Source organism: Stenotrophomonas rhizophila, from assembly GCF_000661955.1.
Classification (GTDB): Bacteria; Pseudomonadota; Gammaproteobacteria; order Xanthomonadales; family Xanthomonadaceae; genus Stenotrophomonas; species Stenotrophomonas rhizophila.
This window is the reverse complement of record NZ_CP007597.1, coordinates 1,715,490-1,735,352: the sequence shown is the minus strand read 5'-3', so window position 1 is coordinate 1,735,352 and position 19,863 is coordinate 1,715,490. Positions and strand designations below refer to the sequence as shown.

The following is a 19,863-nucleotide window of genomic DNA, read 5'->3' as shown; positions in this document are numbered from 1 at the left end:
ATGAGCGATATCCAATGGAGCGATGGTGCTCCGATCTACCGTCAGCTGAAAGAGCGCGTGATTGCCATGATGCTTGACGGCATCATCAAGCCTGGCGACGCCCTGCCTTCGGTCCGACAGGTCGCCGCCGAGTACCAGCTCAACCCCATCACCGTTTCACGCGCCTACCAGGAACTGGCTGACGAAGGCCTGGTCGAGAAGCGCCGCGGGCTGGGCATGTTCATGACCGAGGAAGCGGCCACGCAGCTGCGCAGCAGCGAGCGCGACCGGTTCCTCAATGAAGAATGGCCACTGGTGTTGGAACGCATCCAGCGCCTGGGCCTGAATCTCGACGAATTGCTGCCCCAGGGGAAATCCTCATGAATGCCGTTGCAAGTGATGTCGTCATTTCCGCCCGCGGCCTGCGCAAGGCCTACAAACAGACCGTGGCGCTGGACAACACCAGCTTCACCATCGCCCCGGGCCGGATCACCGGCCTGATCGGCCCCAACGGCGCCGGCAAGACCACCCTGCTCAAGGCGCTGCTGGGCCTGACCACGGTGGAAGGCGAGCTGCAGGTGCTGGGGCTGGACCCGGCCGTGCAGCGCAACGCGCTGATGAATGATGTGTGCTTCATCGCCGACGTGGCCGTGCTGCCGCGCTGGATGAAGGTGCGCGAAGCGATCGACTTCGTCGCCGGCACCCACCCGCGCTTCGACCGCGCCCGCTGCGAGCGTTTCCTGGCCTCGACCAAGCTGCAGCCCAAGCAGCGTGTGCGCGAGCTGTCCAAGGGCATGATCGTGCAGCTGCACCTGGCCCTGGTGATGGCCATCGATGCCAAGGTGCTGGTGCTGGACGAGCCGACCCTGGGCCTGGACATCCTGTACCGCAAAGAGTTCTACCAGCGCCTGCTGGAGGATTACTTCGACGAGCAGAAGACCATCATCGTCACCACCCACCAGGTGGAAGAGATCGAGCACATCCTCACCGACGTGATGTTCATCCGCGATGGCCGCATCGTGCTCACCACCGACATGGAAGACATCGGCGACCGCTACAGCGAAGTGCTGGTGTCGGCCGAATCGCTGGACGCCGCCCGCGCCCTGCAGCCCATCGATGAGCGTGCGCTGCCGTTCGGCAAGACGGTGCTGTTGTTCGACGGGGTGCCACGCGCCCAGCTCACGCCCCTGGGCGAGATCCGCAGCCCGGGGCTGGCGGACCTGTTCGTGGCCATCATGAAGGGAACCTACGCATGAACACCGTCCACTACCACCCCATCAGCAAGGCCAGCACCTTCAAGTGGATGCTCAAGCGCGAGTACTGGGAGAACCGCGGCGGGTTCCTGTATGCGCCGCTCATCGCCGGCGCGATTTCGCTGGTGATGAGCCTGATCGGCATCCTGTTCGGGCTGCTGGCCATGAACCGCGCGGCCAAGAGCGGCGGCCTGGTGATCGACAATGAAAGCGTCAACGTCAACGGGCTGGACCTGGCCCTGCTGACGAAGAAGCTGGACGCCGAGGCGCTGCACAACCTGGCCAACGGCCTGGACCTGACCCTGCTGCTGAGTTCGCTGTGGCCGTTCATCGTGCTGGCCTTCGTGGTGTTCTTCTACTGCCTGGGGGCGCTGTACGACGACCGCCGCGACCGCAGCATCCTGTTCTGGAAGTCGCTGCCGCTGTCGGACACCCAGACCGTGCTGTCCAAGGCAGTGAGCGCCCTGCTGGTGGCACCGGTGATCGCGGTGATCGCCTCGATCCTGACCATGTTCGGCTTCCTGCTGATCATCAGCGTGGTGGTGCTCAGCCACGGCGGCGACCCGATGACCCTGATCTGGGGCCCGGCCAGCCCGCTGGCCATCATGGCCGGCCACCTGTCCTGGCTGCCGGTGTACCTGCTCTGGGCACTGCCGAGCGTGGGCTGGCTGCTGATGTGCTCGGCCTGGGCCAAGACCAAGCCGTTCCTGTGGGCGGTGATGCTGCCGCTGTTTGCCGGCATCATCGTCAGCAGCACGCACCTGATGAACGCCTTCGACAGCACCAGCGGCTGGTTCTGGAAGCACATCGTCGGCCGCCTGTTGCTGGGCACCCTGCCGGGCAGCGACGTGTTCTACCGTACCGACCAGCTGCGCGCGGTGATCGGCGACCGTGACAACCTGGTGGCCGCACTGGCCCCGACCAACCAGCTGGCCGCGTTGAGCCTGCCCGATATCTGGATCGGTGCCGCAGTGGGCGTGGTGTTCATCATCGTCGCCATCCGCCTGCGCCGCCGCGCCGGCGAGATCTGATCGATTCATTCAAGGAGCCGCACATGATCCGCACGCTCGCTGTTGCTTCCCTGCTGTTGCTGCCGCTGTCGGCCCTGGCCGAACAGCCGCAGTGCACGTTCAATGAACCGCGCGACCTCAAGCTCGACCTGGCCGGTGCCAAGGCAGTGGTGTTCGAGGTCAACCAGCACGATCTGGTGCTCACCGCCGGTGGCGGTGCAGCCCAGCTCTCTGGGCGCGCCTGTGCCTCCAACGCCGACTGGCTGCGCCAGCTCACCGTGACCCAGCAGAAGGTGGGCGACAAGCTGGTGGTGCGCCTGCAACGCGAGAAGCAGAACCTCAGCATCAACATCGGGGGCAGCAACTACGCCTACCTGGACCTGCGCGGCAGCGTGCCGGACACCCTGCTGGTGCAGCTGAAGGTCGGCTCGGGCGATGTAAGCGTCACCGGCGCGCACTCGCTCAGTGCCGACGTCGGTTCGGGCGACATCACGTTGCGCGATATCAAGGGCCCGGTCACTGCGGCGATCGGCTCCGGCGATGTGACCCTGGACGGTGCCGGCGCGCTCAATCTGCTGTCGGTCGGCTCGGGCGACTTCAAGGCACGCAACCTGCGCGGCAACGCGAAGGTCGGCACGGTAGGGTCGGGCGATCTCGAACTGGACGGCGTGCAGGGCAACGTGACGCTGGAAACGCTGGGCTCCGGTGATGCCGACGTGCGCCAGGTCAAGGGCAACGTCAGCGTCGGCAACGTGGGATCGGGCGATGTCGAGCTGCGCGGCGTGGGCGGCAACGTCAGCGTCGAACGGCATGGTTCCGGTGACATCACCGCGCGCGATGTCGGCGGCGACCTGACCGTGGCTCACAGCGGCAGTGGCGATGTGCGCCACAGCGGTATCGGCGGTCGCGTGCAGCTGCCGCGCGGCAAGTAACTCCCCCCTTTTCGAGGAACGTGCGCATGATGACCCGACTGCTGCTGCCCACCCTGCTGCTGTGCCTGCCGCTGGCAGCCTGCGGCAACCACGATGCCGGCAAGACCGATCCGGCCACCGGCAAGGCCGCGTCACCGGCCGCTGAAGCGAGCACCGTTGGCAAGACCGTGCAGGACGCCACCGACAAGGCGCGCAGGGAACTTGCCCAAGGCAACATCAACATTTCCAACGACCAGTCCGACAAGGCCGAGATCACCCCGCAGGGCGAGCTGCTGATCAACGGCAAGACGGTCACCACCACCGCCAGCCAGCGCGCGCTGCTGCTGGATTACCGCAAGCAGGTCGAGGCGATTGCCGGCGCCGGCATGGACATCGGCGTGGCCGGTGCCAACCTGGGCGTGAAGGCGGCCGGCGAGGCGCTCAAGGGTATTTTCTCCGGGGATACCAACGGGATCGAGGAACGCGTGAACGCCGAGGCCAGCAAGATCGAAGCCCAGGCCAAGCAGCTGTGCACCCTGCTGCCGGGCATGATGGCCAAGCAGCAGGCACTGGCCGCCGCGGTGCCCGAGTTCAAGCCGTACGCCACCATGGACCAGAGCGACATCGACGACTGCGGCAAGTAACCGCCCTGCCTGCGACGTTCGGTCGCAGCCGGGCCCGCATGCACGGGGGGAGGACTAGAATGGTCCTCCCCCTTTTCATGCCTGCGCCCACCATGAAGAAGCTGTGCCTGCTGCTGTTCGCCCTGTTCTGCCTGGCCGCCACCGGCTGCGACCAGGAATACCGCAACCATCGTGCCGAGCGCGGCAAGCCGAAGATCACCGTCAGCGACGGCATGCTTACCGTGCGCCGCGCACCCGCGCCGAACATCATCGTGCTGCCCAACGGCCACATGAAGATCGACGAGATCGAAATTCCGCTCGACCCGAGCCAGCAGGCGCTGCTGCAGGGCATGTTCGGCCAGCTGCAGGTGCTGCGCCAGAACACGCTCACCGATGCCCCGCCGGACCCGGCCAAGCGCTCGGTCAAGATCCAGGTGCCCGATGGCATGCAGCCGATTCCGTCGGACCTGGTGCAGCGGATTCCGGAGTTCAAGGATTACACCGAGACGTTCGACAACCTGCAGGCGGATCGGCACTGACGCTTCGGTAGCGCGGGGGTCGGTGGGTCGGGCGCTGGGCGCCCATACCCTTTCCGGCGAATGTCCTCCGGCGTCGGCCTGCGGCCGCCCCCTCCTCCTTTATTTCGCCTCCAAGGGCAGGGGCGCCCAGCGCCCGACCCACCGACGGCCACGGAGCCAGCGCCCGTAGCGCCGGGCTCTGCCCGGCTGCCCCTGAATTTCCGGTCACCGAACGGCTTGCTCTCGGCGGGAACGAAGCGCCGGCCAGCGGCCGGCACTACCGGCGGAACAAAAAACGGGCCTTTCGGCCCGTTTTTCGTTGTTGCCGCTACCTGTATCGATCAACCACCGCCACCGCCGCCACCAGCATGGATACCACCGGCCGTCAGCGCCGCCGGATCCAGCAGCTTGCGCAGCTCGGCCTCGGACAGCCCGCTGTCTTCCAGCGCCACGTCCAGCACCGGGCGCTGCTCCTTGTAGGCGCGCTTGGCGATTCCCGCGGCCTTTTCATAGCCGATGATCGGGTTCAGCGCCGTCACCAGGATCGGGTTGCGATCCAGCGCCTCGCGCACCCGGTCTTCGCGCACCGTCAGGCCGGCAATCGCGGTATCGGCCAGCAGGCGCGAGATGTTGGCCAAGAGGCCGATCCCATCGAGCAGGTTGGCCGCGATCAGCGGCAGCGTCACGTTCAACTGGAAGTTGCCGGTCTGCCCGGCCACGGTGATCGCGGTGTGGTGGCCGATCACCTGCGCACACACCATCACCGTCGCTTCGGGAATCACCGGGTTGACCTTGCCCGGCATGATCGAGCTGCCCGGCTGCAGTGCCGGCAGTTCAATCTCGCCCAGGCCGGCCAGCGGACCGGCATTCATCCAGCGCAGGTCGTTGGCGATCTTGATCAGCGCCACTGCCAGCGCGTTGAGCTGGCCGGACAGTTCCACCGCATCGTCCTGCGCGGCCAGGCCTTCGAACTTGTTCTCGGCGCTGTCGAACTTGACCCCGGTCTGCTGCTTGAGCAGCTTGGCCACGCGTTCGCCAAAGCGCGGATCGGCATTGATGCCGGTGCCGATCGCCGTGCCACCCAGCGGCAGCCGGCGCAGCCGCTTGAGGCTGTCTTCGATACGCTCCTGCGCCGACGACAACTGCGCCGACCACGCCCCGAACTCCTGCTCGAAGGTGAGCGGCATGGCATCCATGAGGTGGGTGCGCCCGGTCTTGACCACCTTGCGCAGGCTGCGGCCCTTCTTGTCGATGGTCTTGCGCAGGTGCACCAGCGCCGGCAGCAGCTGTTCGTGCACGCCCAGCAGCGCCGACACGCGCAGCGCCGTGGGAATCACATCGTTGGAGCTCTGCCCCTGGTTGACGTGGTCGTTGGGATGCACCGCCAGCTTGCCCGCCTTGCCCGCGCGGTTGGCCAGGGTGGCAATCACCTCGTTGGCATTCATGTTCGACGACGTGCCCGAACCGGTCTGGTACACATCGATCGGGAAGTGCGCATCGTGCTGGCCGTCGGCCACTTCGGCCGCGGCTGCCTCGACGGCCTTGCCGATGTTCTTCGGCAGATGACCGAGCTCCACGTTCACCGCCGCCGCCGCGCCCTTGACCATGCCCAGCGCGCGGATGAAGCCGCGTGGCATGCGCTGACCGGAGACCGGGAAGTTGTTCACCGCCCGCTGCGTCTGCGCGCCCCACAACGCATCACTGGGCACCTGCAGTTCGCCCATGCTGTCGTGTTCGATCCTGAATCCCTTGCTCATTGCATTACTCCGCGATTCTTTCGGTAGGGAAAGGGAATCTGCGGCTGGCAATGGGCCTGATTCCCTGGCTGGCGGCTCTGCGCACAATACTCCCACCGTGCGCTGAAACCCAACAGCGCGGGTGATCGGCTAGACTCGGGATTCGTGTCCATTCAGAAAGATCTCCGCCCCCATGGGTGATGACCCTCACTGTAGTTCCTGGCGCGCCGCTGCGCGCGCAGCCCTGCACGCTCCCTGCGTCCATGCGGTTGCCTCTTTGCCTGCGGCCACGCCGCGAGGCGCGCGATGATCGGCAACCTGCTCCTGCTGCTGTTGGCCTTCGGCCTGGTGCTGCTCAACGGCTTCTTCGTGGCCGCCGAGTTCGCCCTGGTCAAGCTGCGCCATACCCAGGCCGTCGGCCTGGCCGAACGGCACGGCTGGCGCGGCCGCCTGCTGCTCAACGTGCACTCCCATCTGGATGCCTATCTGTCGGCGTGCCAGCTCGGCATCACCCTGTCGTCGCTGGGCCTGGGCTGGGTCGGCGAGCCGGCCTTCGCGCACCTGCTGCAACCGCTGTTCGATGCCTTCGGCATGAGCGCCGACGCCTCGCGCCTGACCGCTTTCATCATTGCCTTCAGCGTGATTTCCTTCCTGCACATCGTGCTGGGCGAACTGGCCCCCAAGTCGATGGCGATCCGCCGCCCGGACCGCATGTCGCTGTGGACCGCCGCGCCCCTGTACCTGTTCTACTGGGCCATGTACCCGGCCATCTGGCTGCTCAACAACAGCGCCAACGCGCTGCTGCGGTTGGCCGGCTGGGGCGATGTTGAACACACCTCGCACCGCTATTCGCGCGAGGAACTCAAGCTCATCGTCGGCCGCCAGCAGCCCACCGACAGTGCGCCCGACCACGGCCTGACCCTGATGAGCCACGCACTGGAACTGCCGGAGCTGGTCGCCGGCGACCTGATGCGCCCGCGCGACCACCTGCGCTCGTTCCGCGATGGCATGGATCTGGCCGAGGTGATGGCCGAATTCGCCGAAAGCCGCTACAGCCGCTACCCGTGGTTCGACCGCGATGGCGAGGACGTGCTCGGCATCCTGCACATGAAAGACCTGCTGGTGGAAATTGCCCGCGGCAACCCCACCGACGATCTGCGCGCGCTGCTGCGCCCGGCCAACCTGATCGCGCTGGAGACCCCGGTTCCCAGCGTGCTGGAACGCTTCCGCACCGGCACCACGCACCTGGCGCTGTGCGTGGAGGAACATGGCCGCATCCTGGGCTACTTCACCCTGGAAGACCTGCTGGAAGTGGTGGTGGGTGACATCGAGGACGAGCACCCGCATATCGTCAAGGACGCCCCCACCCGCGGCGCCGATGGCAGCCTGCTGGTGGCCGGCTCGACCTCGATCTTCCGGCTGGAGCGCCTGCTCGGGCATGACCTGGAGGCCCCGGACCACCTCAATTCGGTCGGCGGGCTGATCGTCCACCAGTTGCAACGCCTGCCTGAAGAGGGCGAGCAGCTGGTGATCGACGGCCACCAGTTCACCATCAAGCGCATGGTCGGCCACCGCATCCAGGCCGTCACCGTACGCATGGCACAGGCCGAGGCCCCCGGGGCAGCGTAGAATGACGGCCCCCGCCGTCATTGCCCTGCGCCCGCCATGTCCGAATTCGCCCTGCTCGCCCTGTCCCCGCTCGATGGCCGCTACGCCGGCAAGGTCGACGCACTGCGTCCGATCTTCTCCGAATACGGCCTGATCAAGGCCCGCGTGAAGGTCGAAGTGGAGTGGCTGCTGGCCCTGGCCAACGAGCCGGGCATCGTCGAACTGGCGCCGTTCTCGGCCGCCGCCAGCGCCCGCCTGCGCGCCCTGGCCGAGGATTTCGCCCCCGCCCACGCCGCGCGGGTGAAGGAAATCGAGCGCACCACCAACCACGACGTCAAGGCGGTGGAGTACTTCATCAAGGAACAGCTCAAGGCCGACGCCGAGCTGGGCCCGGCGCTGGAGTTCGTGCATTTCGCCTGCACCAGCGAAGACATCAACAACCTCAGCTACGGCCTGATTCTGGAACAGGCCCGCCGCGAGGTGCTGCTGCCCAGCCTGGACGGTGTGACTGCCAGCCTGCGCGCCCTCGCCCATGCCCAGGCCGAACAGCCCATGCTGTCCCGCACCCATGGCCAGACCGCCTCGCCCACCACCCTGGGCAAGGAAGTGGCCAACGTGGTGGCCCGTCTGGAGCGCCAGCGCAGGCAGATCGCCGCGGTGGAACTGACCGGCAAGATCAACGGCGCGGTCGGCAACTACAACGCCCACGTCATCGCCTACCCGGCGGTCGACTGGCCGGCCTTCGCCAAGCGCTTCGTGGAAAGCCTGGGCCTGGTGTTCAACCCGTACACCACCCAGATCGAGCCGCACGACAACGTCGCCGAAATCGGCGATGCCGCGCGCCGCGCCAACATCATCCTGATCGACCTGGCGCGCGACATCTGGGGCTACATCTCGCTGGGCTACTTCAAGCAGAAGCTCAAGGAAGGCGAAGTGGGCTCCTCGACCATGCCGCACAAGGTCAACCCGATCGACTTCGAAAACGCCGAAGGCAACTTCGGCATCGCCAACGCCCTGTTCGAGCATTTCAGCGCCAAGCTGCCGATCAGCCGCTGGCAGCGCGACCTCACCGACTCCACCGTGCTGCGCGCGGTCGGCACCGCCTTCGGCCACACCCAGGTCGGCCTGGATTCGCTGGCCAAGGGCCTGGGCAAGCTGACCGTGAACCCCGAGCGCCTGGACGCCGACCTCAACGCCGCGTGGGAAGTGCTGGCCGAAGCCGTGCAGACGGTCATGCGCCGCTACGGCCTGCCCAACCCCTACGAACAGCTCAAGGCCCTCACCCGCGGCCAGGGCATCACCGCCGAATCGATGCAGGCCTTCGTCGAATCGCTGGACCTGCCCGAAGACGCCAAGCAGAACCTGCGCGACCTGACCCCGGGCGGCTACATCGGCCTGGCGGCGGACCTGGCCAAGGCGATCTGAGGATCCCGCCACCCGCAGGACCCCAGAAGGGACGCCGGCACTGCCCGCGTCCCTTCTTCGTTGTGGGCTGGGGGGCAGCCCGGCAGAGCCCGGCTCTACGGCGTTTCGTTGCAATGTGCTACCGGGTCTGGACGAAGGCCGCGGCCATCCCCGCCGCCGACCCACCCGGTAGGGTCGGATCCCGATCGACCGCCGACCCTGCTGATCAACGCGACGAACGCATGACCCTGGCCGGAGAAGGACGGGCGCTGGCATCGTCTCTTTATCGCCGCGGGCCATAGAGCAGCCGGGCAGAGCCCGGCTCTACGGGCGTTTCATTGCAATGCGTTACCGGATCCGGACCCCGTATCGGCAGTCGGTTGGGACCCGACCCTACCGGGCCATGCATCGTCCGGCCTTGGTCGCCGCGAAGCCACGGACGGAACGGGCCGCGGGACATCGCCCGAGCCGACGTCGCCCGGTGCGGTACCCGCGCACATTCCCGCAAGACAAAGGCCGCGGACATGCCCGTCGCCGACCCACCCGGTAGGGTCGGATCCCGATCGACCGCCGATCCTGCCGATCAACGCGACGAACGCATGATCCTGGCCGGAGAAGGACGGGCGCTTGCATCGTCAGGGTCCATTTATCGCCACGGGCTACAGAGCAGCCGGGCAGAGCCCGGCTCTACCTGTGTTTCGTTGCAATGCGTTACCGGGTCTGGACCCCGTATCGGCAGTCGGTTGGGACCCGACCCTACCAGAGCCACACATCACCTCTGTCGTACTTCGTTACCGCGCACGTCACGTAACAACGCACGCCACTGACCCGCCTTACCCGCCGCCCACACCGGATACCGTCCAGAGGTGGCCGGGCGGCCTTGCCCAGGACCGTGTGTTGCCATGGATGGCAACACCGAGCCCCCATGGACGGGTTTACGGCGTGTCCTGGGCAAGGCTGCCCGGCCACCTCCCGCCGCAGTCAGTCAAGGCGCTGCTTTGGACGTGGCTTTGGACGTAGCTTTGGACGTGGCCTTACGCTTCGAAACTCCACCCCCACCACCCCGCGACACCCCACCGCAGGTGCACATCGGCCCCAACCAGCGGACAATGGCCCCGCTCGCGCCGGCCACCTGCCGCGCCCCCGCTTTCCGTCTACACGCTCCAAGGATTCCCCCATGGCTGCCCGCACCACCAAGACCCCCGTCATCGAAATCCAGGCCCGCCCCGGCCTGCCGCTCGGCATGCCCGCCGCCGTCTTCCTGCGCGACTACTGGCAGAAGCGCCCGCTGCTCATCCGCGGCGCCTTCCCCGATTTCGAAACCCCCGTCCAGCCCGAAGACCTCGCCGGCCTGGCCTGCGAAGAAACCGCCCTGTCGCGCCTCATCACCCATGACCCCGCCACCGACGGCTGGAGCGTGCGTACCGGCCCGTTCCAGGAAGACGAATTCCCCGGCATGCCCGACCACGACTGGACCCTGCTCGTCCAGGACGTGGACAAGTGGGACGCCGACGTCCGCGCCCTCGTCAACCACTTCGACTTCCTGCCGCGCTGGCGCATGGACGATGTGATGATCAGCTTCGCCGCCACCGGCGGCTCGGTCGGCGCCCACGTCGACCAGTACGACGTCTTCCTGCTGCAGGCCTACGGCCACCGCCGCTGGCAGATCGACGCCAGTGAATCCACCAAGGGCAAGCGCCCCCCGCTGGACTTCCGCGACGACGTCGAACTCAAGCTCCTGCGCCGCTTCAAGCCCACCCACGACTGGGTGCTGGAACCGGGCGACATGCTCTACCTGCCGCCCAATGTCCCGCACAACGGCGTCGCCGAAGACCCCTGCCTGACCTTCTCCTTCGGCATGCGCGCACCGGCCTCGGCCGAACTGATCAGCGACTACCTGGACACCCTCATCGAAGGCGCCGACGAGTCGATCCGCTACCAGGATCCGGATCTCAAGCTGCCCGAAGACCCCAACGAAATCGACGTACTGGCCATGAACCGCGTGGTCGAGGCGCTCAATGCCATCCGCATGAACGACCCCGACAAGCTCGGCGACTGGTTCGGCCGCTTCATCACCACCTACCGCGCCGCCGGCGACGTGGTGGCCGGTGCCGACCCGCTGCCGCGCGAAGAAATCGAGGACGCGCTGGCCGCCGGCCTGGACCTGCAGCGCCACCCGTGGGCACGCATGGCCTGGCGCCGCGCCAAGCGCGGGGCCAGCCTGTACTGCAGCGGCCTGGAGTTTGCCCTGCCGGTCAAGGATGCGCAGGTCCTGGCGGCCACCGAACAGCTCGGCGGTCCGCTCTACCTCAAGCTCTCGGCCAAGGGCCGCGACGCCGTGCAGGCCCTGGTGGCCGGTGGCTACTACCAGTTGTTCGACCCGAACGCCATCGACGAGGATGTCGATGACGAAGAGGACGACGTCGAAGACGGCCACTTCGCCGAGGACGCCGTCGTTGACGGCACCGACAGCATCGAGGTCATGCACGACGCCACCGTCGAGGCCGACGTGCATGAAGTGACCATCCACGAAGATGGCATCGAAGTCATCGTCGATTTCGACGACAGCGACGACCAGGACGACGGCAAGCCGGTCTGAGCATGGCGACCCGCTTCCAGGTCGACGTCGTGGACTACCCGACGCAGCGCGAGGCGCTGCATCGGGTCCGCCAGCGCGTGTTCGTCGAGGAGCAGCAGGTGCCGGCCGCGCTGGAAATCGACGCGCTGGACCCGCTCAGCGCCCACGTCTTGGCCCGTGGCAGCGACGGCGAACCGATCGGTGCCGGGCGGCTCACCCCGGACGGCCGGATCGGCCGCATGGCGGTGCTGGCCGACTGGCGGGGCCGCGGCGTCGGGGAGGCCCTGCTGCTGGCCCTGATCGGCGCCGCGCGCAGCCGCCACTGGCGGGAAGTGAGCCTGCACGCCCAGCTGCCGGCCCGGGTGTTCTATACCCGCCAGGGCTTCCTGCCCGAGGGCGAGGTCTTCACCGAGGCCGGCATCGCCCACCAGCACATGCGTCTGGTGCTGGACGGGGCGGTGGCCATCGATAGTGCCGACCAGGCCGTGGCGATCACCACCGCCCTGGTCCACCGTGCCCGCCGCCAGCTGTGGCTGCACAGCCGCCAGCTCGACCCCGGGGTGCTGGATGCCCCGCCGGTGCTGGAGGCGCTGCGCCGGTTCGCCACCGCCCGCCACGACAAGCAGGCCCTGTTGATCGTGCACGACGCCGCCGCCATCGCCCAGGCCGGCTCACCGCTGCTGGGGCTGCTGCAACGCCTGCCCAGCGTGTTCCGGATCCGCCAGGTCAGCGACCCGATCGACCGCGCGTCGGCCTCGGCCTGCCTGCTCAACGATGCCGGCGACTACTACTTTCGTCTGAGCGGGCACCGTTTCGACGGCGAAGCCGGGCTCGCGCTGCGAGCACGTTCGCGGCCGTTGCAGGACGGTTTGCAGCGCGTATGGGAACGTTCGCGTGAATGCAGCGAACTGCGGGCGATCGGCCTGTAGCTCACGCCACGGGCTCGAACCTGTCTGGGAATGACACCGCAGGTCCTGCCAAGGTCCCATCGGTGCCCCTTCCTGTCCCGATGGGGGTACAATTTGGGGAGTTAGATACCGCCCGCGCAGGGCTATTCACTTTTCCCTGCCGGATCATCGAAGCCTTACCCCACAAGCGAATCCGACCCTCCATCGTGGACAATCTACTGAAGCAGTTTGCGCAGTCTTCGCAGCTCGCCGGCGGCAACGCCTCCTATATCGAGGATCTGTACGAGCAGTACCTCGTTTCTCCGGACAGTGTCGATCCCAAATGGAAGACCTACTTCGACGGCTTCAAGGGCCGCGAAGCCGGTGACATTCCGCACTCGGCCGTCATCGCCCACATCACCGACGCTGCCAAAAACGCTGCCAACAGCGGTACGGCCACCGGTGCCGGCGACGAGCGCGAGCGCAATGTCGGCCGTCTGATCACCGCCTACCGTTCGCGTGGCCACCTCGGTGCGAGCCTGGACCCGCTGGGCCTGACCCCGCCGACCAACCCGCCGGACTTGGGGCTGCCGTTCCACAGCCTGTCCGAGAGCGACCTGGGCAGCGAGTTCAGCACCGGCGGCATCGCCGGCCAGCCGCGCATGAAGCTGCGCGACCTGCTGGAGCGCCTGAAGAAGACCTACACCGGCTCGATCGGTGCGGAATTCATGCACATCTCCGAGGTCGAGCAGCGCCAGTGGCTGTACCAGCGCCTGGAAACGGCCGGTGGCAACTACAACCTGGATGCCGACACCCAGCGCCGCACCCTGGAACGCCTCACGGCGGCCGAGGGTCTGGAGCGCTACCTGCATACCAAGTACGTGGGCCAGAAGCGCTTCTCGCTGGAAGGCGGCGATGCGCTGATCCCGATGATGGACACCATCATCCGTGACGCCGGCAAGGATGGCGTCAAGGACGTGGTGATCGGCATGGCCCACCGCGGCCGCCTGAACGTGCTAGTCAACACGCTGGGCAAGAGCCCGCGCAAGCTGTTCGACGAGTTCGAAGGCAAGTTCGAGCACGACGAGCACGCCTCGGCCGGCGACGTGAAGTACCACATGGGCTTCTCGGCTGACGTGTCCACCCCGGGCGGCGCCGTCCACCTGGCGCTGGCCTTCAACCCGTCGCACCTGGAAATCGCCGACCCGGTCGTGGCCGGTTCGGTGCGTTCGCGCCAGGAGCGCCGCGGCGACTCCGCGCGCAAGCAGGTGATGCCGATCCTGATCCACGGCGACGCGGCCTTCTCCGGCCAGGGCGTGGTCATGGAACTGTTCCAGATGTCCCAGGCCCGCGGCTTCGCCGTTGGTGGCACGGTGCACATCGTGGTCAACAACCAGGTCGGCTTCACCACCTCCAACCCGCTGGATACGCGCTCCACGCGCTATGCCACCGACGTGGCGAAGATGATCGCCGCCCCGGTGCTGCACGTGAATGGCGATGATCCCGAAGCGGTGGTGTTCGCTGCCCAGCTGGCCTTCGAGTTCCGCCAGAAGTTCGCCAAGGACGTGGTCATCGATCTGATGTGCTACCGCCGTTGGGGCCACAACGAGGCCGACGAACCGGCGATCACCCAGCCGCTGATGTACCAGGTGATCCGCAAGCACCAGACCACCCGCGAGCTGTACGCGGCCAAGCTGGAAGCAGCCGGCGTGATTCCGGCCGACGCCGGCAAGGCGCTGGTCGATGCTTACCGCAACAAGCTCGATGCCGGTGAAGTGACCACCGAGCTGGCGGCGGTCGAGAAGACCCCGGCCACGAGCAAGATGTACGTCGATTGGCCTGCGCTGCTGAACGGCAAGCTGTCCGATCCCATCTCCACCGCGGTGGGCATGGAGAAGGTCAAGCAGCTGGCGAAGCTGATCAACACCGTGCCTGAAGGCGTGGAGCTGCACTCGCGTGTGGCCAAGGTGTATGACGACCGTCGCAAGATGGCCGCCGGCGAGATCCCGGGCGACTGGGGCTTTGCCGAGAACCTGGCTTACGCCACCGTGCTGGACGAAGGCAACAGCCTGCGCCTGGTCGGCCAGGACGTCGGCCGCGGTACGTTTACCCACCGCCACGCGATCCTGCACGACCAGAAGACCGACAACTACTACCTGCCGCTGCGCCAGCTGGTCGAGTCGCCGGAACAGGCCACCATCATCGATTCGCTGCTCAGCGAAGAAGCGGTGATGGCCTATGAGTACGGCTTCTCCACCACCGATCCGAACACCCTGTGCATCTGGGAAGGCCAGTTCGGCGATTTCGCCAACGGCGCCCAGGTCGTGATCGATCAGTTCATCGCTGCCGGCGAAGCCAAGTGGGGCCGTATCACCGGCCTTACCCTGCTGCTGCCGCACGGTTACGAAGGCCAGGGTCCGGAGCACAGCTCCGCGCGCCTGGAGCGTTTCCTGCAGCTGTGCGCGCTGGAGAACATGCTGGTGTGCGTGCCGTCGACCCCGGCGCAGGCGTACCACATGCTGCGTCGCCAGATGCGCATGACCACGCGCAAGCCGCTGGTGGTGATGTCGCCCAAGTCGCTGCTGCGCCACAAGCTGGCCGTGTCGAGCCTGGAAGAGCTGGCCAATGGCGAGTTCCAGCACCTGATCGGCGATGCCAACGCAGACGCCAAGAAGGTCAAGCGCGTGGTGCTGTGTTCGGGCAAGGTCTATTACGACCTGCTGGAAGACCAGACCAAGCGTGGCCAGGACGATGTGGCCATCATCCGCGTCGAACAGCTGTATCCGTTCCCGCGCGCGCTGCTGGCTGCCGAACTGAAGAAGTACGGCAAGGCTGCCGATGTGGTGTGGACGCAGGAAGAACCGCAGAACCAGGGGGCGTGGTACCAGATCCGCCACCACCTGCAGTTCTGCCTGGCCGATGGCCAGAGCCTGCACTACGCCGGTCGCGCCCGTTCGGCATCGCCGGCCGCTGGACACATGGCTGACCACATCATCGAACAGCAGAAGCTGATCGCCGATGCCCTGGTCAACCCGTTCAACGACTCGGTTGCTGAATAACCTCTCCCCCTCATTCTAGAAAAGACAAACCAGGAAGCTCCCGCATGGCCACCGAAGTCAAAGCCCCGGTACTGCCCGAATCCGTCGCCGACGGCACCATCGCCACCTGGCACAAGAAAGTCGGCGATGCCGTCAAGCGCGATGAAAACCTGCTTGATCTGGAAACCGACAAGGTCGTCCTGGAAGTGCCGTCGCCGGTCGATGGCGTGCTGAAGGAGATCAAGTTCGAGGTGGGCGCCACCGTGACCTCCAGCCAGATCGTGGCCATCATCGAAGAAGGCGCCGTGGCCGCTGCCCCGGCTCCGGCTGCGGAAGAGAAGAAGGCTGACGCCGCACCGGCCGCTGCTGCGCCGGCCGCGGCTGCTGCCCCGGCACCGGCTGCCAAGTCGGCTGCCGACGGCCTGCCCCCGGGCGCCCGTTTCTCGGCGATCACCGAAGGCGTGAACCCGGCCGACGTGTCCGGCTCCGGCCGTCATGGCGCGGTGACCAAGGAAGACATCGTCAACTTCGCCCGCAGTGGCGGCGCTGGCAAGGCCGCCGGTGCGCGTCCGGAAGAACGCGTACCGATGACCCGCATCCGCAAGCGCATCGCCGAGCGCCTGATGCAGTCCAAGAACAGCACCGCCATGCTGACCACCTTCAACGAGGTCGACCTGTCCAAGGTCTCGGCCGCGCGCAAGGATCTGCAGGACGAGTTCGTCAAGGCCCACGGCATCAAGCTGGGCTTCATGAGCTTCTTCGTGAAGGCCGCCGCCAACGCGCTGCAGCGCTTCCCGCTGGTCAATGCCTCGATCGACGGCGACGACGTCATCTATCACGGCTACTCGGACATCTCCATCGCCGTGTCGACCGACAAGGGCCTGGTGACGCCGGTGCTGCGCAACGTCGAGCGCATGTCGTTTGCCGACATCGAAAAGACCATCGCCGACTACGCCAAGAAGGCCCGTGACGGCAAGCTGAGCCTGGAAGAACTGCAGGGCGGCACCTTCACCGTGACCAACGGCGGCACCTTCGGCTCGCTGCTGTCCACGCCGATCATCAACCCGCCGCAGAGCGCCATCCTGGGCATGCACGCCATCAAGGAGCGTCCGATCGCCCAGAACGGCCAGGTCGTGATCGCCCCGATGATGTACCTGGCGCTGTCCTACGACCATCGCATCATCGATGGCAAGGATTCGGTGCAGTTCCTGGTGGACATCAAGAACCAGCTGGAAAACCCGGGCCGCATGCTGTTCGGCCTGTAACACCTGCCACCCCTCCGCGCCTGCGCGGAGGGGTGTTGGTTCTACGGCACTGCACCGCACTGCCCTGCTCTCTCCCCGGCGCCTGCGCGCCACCGGCTTCGACCGAAGCTCGGGAATGCAACAAGGACTATTTCAATGGCTGAACAATTCGACGTCGTCGTCATCGGTGCCGGTCCGGCCGGCTACCACGCCGCCATCCGTGCCGCGCAGCTGGGTCTGAAGACCGCCTGCATCGACGCGGCCCTGGGCAAGGACGGCAAGCCGGCCCTCGGTGGCACCTGCCTGCGCGTGGGCTGCATCCCGTCCAAGGCGCTGCTGGATTCCTCGCGTCAGTTCTGGAACATGGGCCACATCTTTGGCGACCACGGCATCAGCTTCAAGGACGCCAAGATGGACGTCGAAGCGATGGTTGGCCGCAAGGACAAGATCGTCAAGCAGTTCACCGGCGGCATCGGCATGCTGTTCAAGGCCAACAAGGTCGCCGCCTACTACGGCTTCGGCGAACTGCAGCCGGGCAACGTGGTCAAGGTCACCCAGCATGACGGTTCCATCGTCGAGCTGAAGGGCACCAACGTCATCATCGCCGCCGGTTCGGACTCGATCGAACTGCCGTTCGCCAAGTTCGACGGCGACACCATCGTCGACAACGTCGGCGGCCTGGACTTCACCGAAGTGCCGGCCCGCCTGGCCGTGATCGGCGCCGGCGTGATCGGTCTGGAACTGGGCAGCGTGTGGAAGCGCCTGGGTTCGGAAGTGACCATCCTGGAAGCGCTGCCGGAGTTCCTGGCCGCGGCGGATACCGAAGTGGCCAAGGCGGCCGCCAAGGAATTCAAGAAGCAGGGCCTGGACATCCGCCTGGGCGCCAAGGTCTCCAAGGCCGACGTGACCGGCAAGGGCAAGAAGAAGGAAGTCGCCCTGACCTACGCCGACGCGGAAGGCGAAAAGAGCCTGATCGTGGACAAGCTGCTGGTGGCCGTTGGCCGTCGCGCCGCGACCAAGGGCCTGCTGGCCGAAGGCACCGGCGTCAAGGTCAACGAGCGTGGCCAGATCGAAGTGGACGACCATTGCCACACCGGCGTCGACGGCGTGTGGGCGGTCGGTGACTGCGTGCGCGGCCCGATGCTGGCGCACAAGGGCTTCGAGGAAGGCATCGCGGTTGCCGAGCTGATCGCCGGCCTGCCGGGCCACGTCAACTTCGACACCATTCCGTGGGTCATCTACACCGAGCCGGAGCTGGCCTGGGTTGGCAAGACCGAGCAGCAGCTGAAGGCCGAAGGCATTCCGTACAAGGCTGGCAGCTTCCCGTTCGCCGCCAACGGACGTGCCGTGGCCATGATCGAGCCGGCCGGCTTCGTCAAGGTGCTGGCGCACGCTGAAACCGACCGCGTGCTCGGCATGCACCTGGTGGGCGCCAACGTGTCCGAACTGGTGCACGAAGGCGTGCTGACCATGGAGTTCAACGGCTCGTCCGACGACCTGGCGCGCATCTGCCACGCCCACCCGTCGCTGTCCGAAGCGGTGCACGACGCGGCCATGGCCGTGACCAAGCGCGCGATCCACAAGGCGAACTGATCGCCCTGCGGTACGCGTAACGAAAAACCCCGCCAAGGCGGGGTTTTTTGTGCCTGCTCATCCGGTGGTGCCGGCCGCTGGCGTGTGCCTCGACCATCGCCCCGGTGGTGCGGCTCGCTGGCACTCGCCTCGACCATCGCTCTGGTGGCGTGGCTCGCTGGCACTCGCCTCGACCATCGCGCCGGTGGGGTGGCTCGCTGGCACTCGCCTCGACCATCGCGCCGGTGGGTGGCTCTCTGGCACTCGCCTCGACCATCGCTCCGGTGGCGTGGCTCGCTGGCACTCGCCTCGACCATCGCCCCGGTGGTGCGGCTCGCTGGCACTCGCCTCGACCATCGCCCCGGTGGGGCGGCTCGCTGGCACTCGCCTCGACAATAGCGCCGGTAGTGCCGGCCGCTGGCCGGCTCCACGTAGGGCTGATCGAGGAGCCGGCCAGCGGCCGGCACTACCGGCGCGATTCCGTCAGCAACACTGCAGCCCCAGCCAGGTCTGCGACAGGTCCCGCGCGGCCAGGTCCTGCCGGCGCACCCAGACGTACAGCATTCCCGAATCGCCCCACATCGCCTCGTCGTCCGAATCCAGTTGCAGCAGCAGCGTCCAGTCGCCCACGCCGGCCTCCAGCGCAGCCGCGCGGGGATCGCCATACCCGCTCGGGTCGCCGCAATACAGCCCATTGCTGACCAGCTGCGCTTCCAATGCCATGTCACCCTGCACGTTGTGCGACCAGCCACCCAGGCCGTGCCGTTCGCCCGGCGTCGGCGACCCCAGGTCGGCAACCTCCTCCACCAGCGCGTAGTAGCCCTCCTCCGCGTCGTCGTCCCAGCTCAACCCCGCGTCACGCAACGCCTGCGCCACCTGCTCGCCCTCGGACGAAAACGGATGCGGCAGGCTCCAGGCCGGGTGGAATGCCAGCGCGGACGGCGCCAGCGCGGCCTCCGCATCCGGCGCAGGCAGCCGCTGCAATTCGCCCGGGTCGAACAGGTAGATGCCATGCCCACTGCGATCGGCCGGGTCATAGCCCCACGGTTGTGTCTCGGTGTCGTAGAAGAACGACAGCACGCCCTGCGCAGGCAGGTCCAGCCCGCACTGCAGACCCTGCAGGTCGGCCAGGTTGATCTGCAGCAGGAAGTCCAGCGTCCTGCCCTTGTGGGTAGGCCACGCGAACCCTGCGGGCACATCCGGCCCGCCGCCGATCCGTGAGGCGCCGATCGGTGCATCCGTCTCCGCCCGACGGCTGAAACCCACGCGCGGCCGCAACCACGGCAGCAGCGCACTGGCATGCGGACCAAGCCCATGCGATGCGCACAGCGCGATGAAATCCTGTTCCGGCAACGTCATGACCACATCCCTGTCTGAAGGCAGCCAGCAGTCTAGGCGCAGCACCGACAAAACCGGTAGAGCCGACCGTTGGTCGGCTGCGCTTTCTGCCGGGCACATGAGGAGCCGGCCAGCGGCCGGCACTACCGATTTTCGAGGGGCCG

General features: G+C 66.8%; 15 protein-coding genes. 13 read left to right on the top strand and 2 right to left on the bottom strand.

The annotated features are described in order from the left end of the window. The 6 genes from DX03_RS07380 to DX03_RS07355 all read left to right on the top strand — a co-directional run bounded on the left by DX03_RS07380 (nucleotide 1) and on the right by DX03_RS07355 (nucleotide 4,315). Nucleotides 1–363, top strand: a complete 363-nt coding sequence (locus tag DX03_RS07380) for a GntR family transcriptional regulator (RefSeq protein WP_019185943.1) — start codon at nucleotides 1–3, stop codon at nucleotides 361–363. Then, the gene (locus DX03_RS07375) at nucleotides 360–1,235 is read left to right on the top strand and encodes an ABC transporter ATP-binding protein (protein ID WP_038687597.1); all 876 of its coding nucleotides are present in this window, start codon (nucleotides 360–362) and stop codon (nucleotides 1,233–1,235) included. Before DX03_RS07380 ends, DX03_RS07375 begins: the two co-directional genes overlap by 4 nt. Further along, entirely contained in the window at nucleotides 1,232–2,263 is a 1,032-nt protein-coding gene (locus DX03_RS07370; RefSeq protein WP_038687595.1) for an ABC-2 transporter permease, read from the top strand. Before DX03_RS07375 ends, DX03_RS07370 begins: the two co-directional genes overlap by 4 nt. Before the next feature lie 23 nt (nucleotides 2,264–2,286). Beyond that, nucleotides 2,287–3,174 carry a DUF4097 family beta strand repeat-containing protein gene (locus tag DX03_RS07365; RefSeq protein WP_038687594.1) on the top strand — a complete coding sequence of 296 codons (888 nt, stop codon included), beginning with the start codon at nucleotides 2,287–2,289 and terminating at the stop codon, nucleotides 3,172–3,174. A 26-nt stretch (nucleotides 3,175–3,200) separates the two neighbouring features. Continuing rightward, nucleotides 3,201–3,797: a DUF2884 family protein gene (locus DX03_RS07360; RefSeq protein ID WP_038687592.1), complete on the top strand. Its 597-nt coding sequence runs from the start codon at nucleotides 3,201–3,203 to the stop codon at nucleotides 3,795–3,797. 92 nt (nucleotides 3,798–3,889) lie between these two features. Next, nucleotides 3,890–4,315, top strand: coding sequence for a hypothetical protein (locus DX03_RS07355; protein WP_038687590.1), 426 nt, complete (start codon nucleotides 3,890–3,892; stop codon nucleotides 4,313–4,315). Nucleotides 4,316–4,635: 320 nt separating this feature from the next. Here DX03_RS07355 and DX03_RS07350 read toward each other — a convergent pair whose 3' ends face one another. Continuing rightward, on the bottom strand, nucleotides 4,636–6,051 hold the full coding sequence (locus tag DX03_RS07350; RefSeq protein WP_038687588.1) for a class II fumarate hydratase: 1,416 nt from the start codon (nucleotides 6,049–6,051) through the stop codon (nucleotides 4,636–4,638). Nucleotides 6,052–6,336: 285 nt separating this feature from the next. On the opposite strand from DX03_RS07350, the gene DX03_RS07345 reads away from it, so the two are divergent. The 7 genes from DX03_RS07345 (at nucleotide 6,337) to lpdA (ending at nucleotide 18,382) form a co-directional block, all read left to right on the top strand. After that, nucleotides 6,337–7,659, top strand: a complete 1,323-nt coding sequence (locus DX03_RS07345) for a hemolysin family protein (protein WP_038687587.1) — start codon at nucleotides 6,337–6,339, stop codon at nucleotides 7,657–7,659. Between the two features lie 36 nt (nucleotides 7,660–7,695). After that, nucleotides 7,696–9,063 carry an adenylosuccinate lyase gene (gene purB, locus DX03_RS07340; protein WP_038687585.1) on the top strand — a complete coding sequence of 456 codons (1,368 nt, stop codon included), beginning with the start codon at nucleotides 7,696–7,698 and terminating at the stop codon, nucleotides 9,061–9,063. A 1,156-nt stretch (nucleotides 9,064–10,219) separates the two neighbouring features. Further along, entirely contained in the window at nucleotides 10,220–11,641 is a 1,422-nt protein-coding gene (locus DX03_RS07335; RefSeq protein WP_038687583.1) for a ribosomal protein uL16 3-hydroxylase, read from the top strand. Nucleotides 11,642–11,643: 2 nt separating this feature from the next. Further along, entirely contained in the window at nucleotides 11,644–12,549 is a 906-nt protein-coding gene (locus DX03_RS07330) for a GNAT family N-acetyltransferase (protein ID WP_051598778.1), read from the top strand. Nucleotides 12,550–12,734: 185 nt separating this feature from the next. Continuing rightward, complete coding sequence (locus DX03_RS07325; RefSeq protein WP_038687582.1) at nucleotides 12,735–15,566, top strand: 2-oxoglutarate dehydrogenase E1 component; 2,832 nt, start codon at nucleotides 12,735–12,737, stop codon at nucleotides 15,564–15,566. Between the two features lie 44 nt (nucleotides 15,567–15,610). Continuing rightward, the gene (gene sucB, locus DX03_RS07320; protein WP_038687581.1) at nucleotides 15,611–16,810 is read left to right on the top strand and encodes a dihydrolipoyllysine-residue succinyltransferase; all 1,200 of its coding nucleotides are present in this window, start codon (nucleotides 15,611–15,613) and stop codon (nucleotides 16,808–16,810) included. Nucleotides 16,811–16,945: 135 nt separating this feature from the next. Further along, nucleotides 16,946–18,382: a dihydrolipoyl dehydrogenase gene (gene lpdA / locus DX03_RS07315; protein ID WP_038687579.1), complete on the top strand. Its 1,437-nt coding sequence runs from the start codon at nucleotides 16,946–16,948 to the stop codon at nucleotides 18,380–18,382. A gap of 462 nt (nucleotides 18,383–18,844) precedes the next feature. Here lpdA and DX03_RS07310 read toward each other — a convergent pair whose 3' ends face one another. Further along, nucleotides 18,845–19,720 carry a YwqG family protein gene (locus DX03_RS07310; RefSeq protein ID WP_051598777.1) on the bottom strand — a complete coding sequence of 292 codons (876 nt, stop codon included), beginning with the start codon at nucleotides 19,718–19,720 and terminating at the stop codon, nucleotides 18,845–18,847. Nucleotides 19,721–19,863: the final 143 nt, after the last annotated feature.

Coding starts and splice junctions, on each gene's coding strand:
- DX03_RS07380 (WP_019185943.1), top strand. CDS start 1: ATGAGCGATATCCAATGGAGCGATGGTGCTCCGATCTACCGTCAGCTG.
- DX03_RS07375 (WP_038687597.1), top strand. CDS start 360: ATGAATGCCGTTGCAAGTGATGTCGTCATTTCCGCCCGCGGCCTGCGC.
- DX03_RS07370 (WP_038687595.1), top strand. CDS start 1,232: ATGAACACCGTCCACTACCACCCCATCAGCAAGGCCAGCACCTTCAAG.
- DX03_RS07365 (WP_038687594.1), top strand. CDS start 2,287: ATGATCCGCACGCTCGCTGTTGCTTCCCTGCTGTTGCTGCCGCTGTCG.
- DX03_RS07360 (WP_038687592.1), top strand. CDS start 3,201: ATGATGACCCGACTGCTGCTGCCCACCCTGCTGCTGTGCCTGCCGCTG.
- DX03_RS07355 (WP_038687590.1), top strand. CDS start 3,890: ATGAAGAAGCTGTGCCTGCTGCTGTTCGCCCTGTTCTGCCTGGCCGCC.
- DX03_RS07350 (WP_038687588.1), bottom strand. CDS start 6,051: ATGAGCAAGGGATTCAGGATCGAACACGACAGCATGGGCGAACTGCAG.
- DX03_RS07345 (WP_038687587.1), top strand. CDS start 6,337: ATGATCGGCAACCTGCTCCTGCTGCTGTTGGCCTTCGGCCTGGTGCTG.
- purB (WP_038687585.1), top strand. CDS start 7,696: ATGTCCGAATTCGCCCTGCTCGCCCTGTCCCCGCTCGATGGCCGCTAC.
- DX03_RS07335 (WP_038687583.1), top strand. CDS start 10,220: ATGGCTGCCCGCACCACCAAGACCCCCGTCATCGAAATCCAGGCCCGC.
- DX03_RS07330 (WP_051598778.1), top strand. CDS start 11,644: ATGGCGACCCGCTTCCAGGTCGACGTCGTGGACTACCCGACGCAGCGC.
- sucB (WP_038687581.1), top strand. CDS start 15,611: ATGGCCACCGAAGTCAAAGCCCCGGTACTGCCCGAATCCGTCGCCGAC.
- lpdA (WP_038687579.1), top strand. CDS start 16,946: ATGGCTGAACAATTCGACGTCGTCGTCATCGGTGCCGGTCCGGCCGGC.
- DX03_RS07310 (WP_051598777.1), bottom strand. CDS start 19,720: ATGACGTTGCCGGAACAGGATTTCATCGCGCTGTGCGCATCGCATGGG.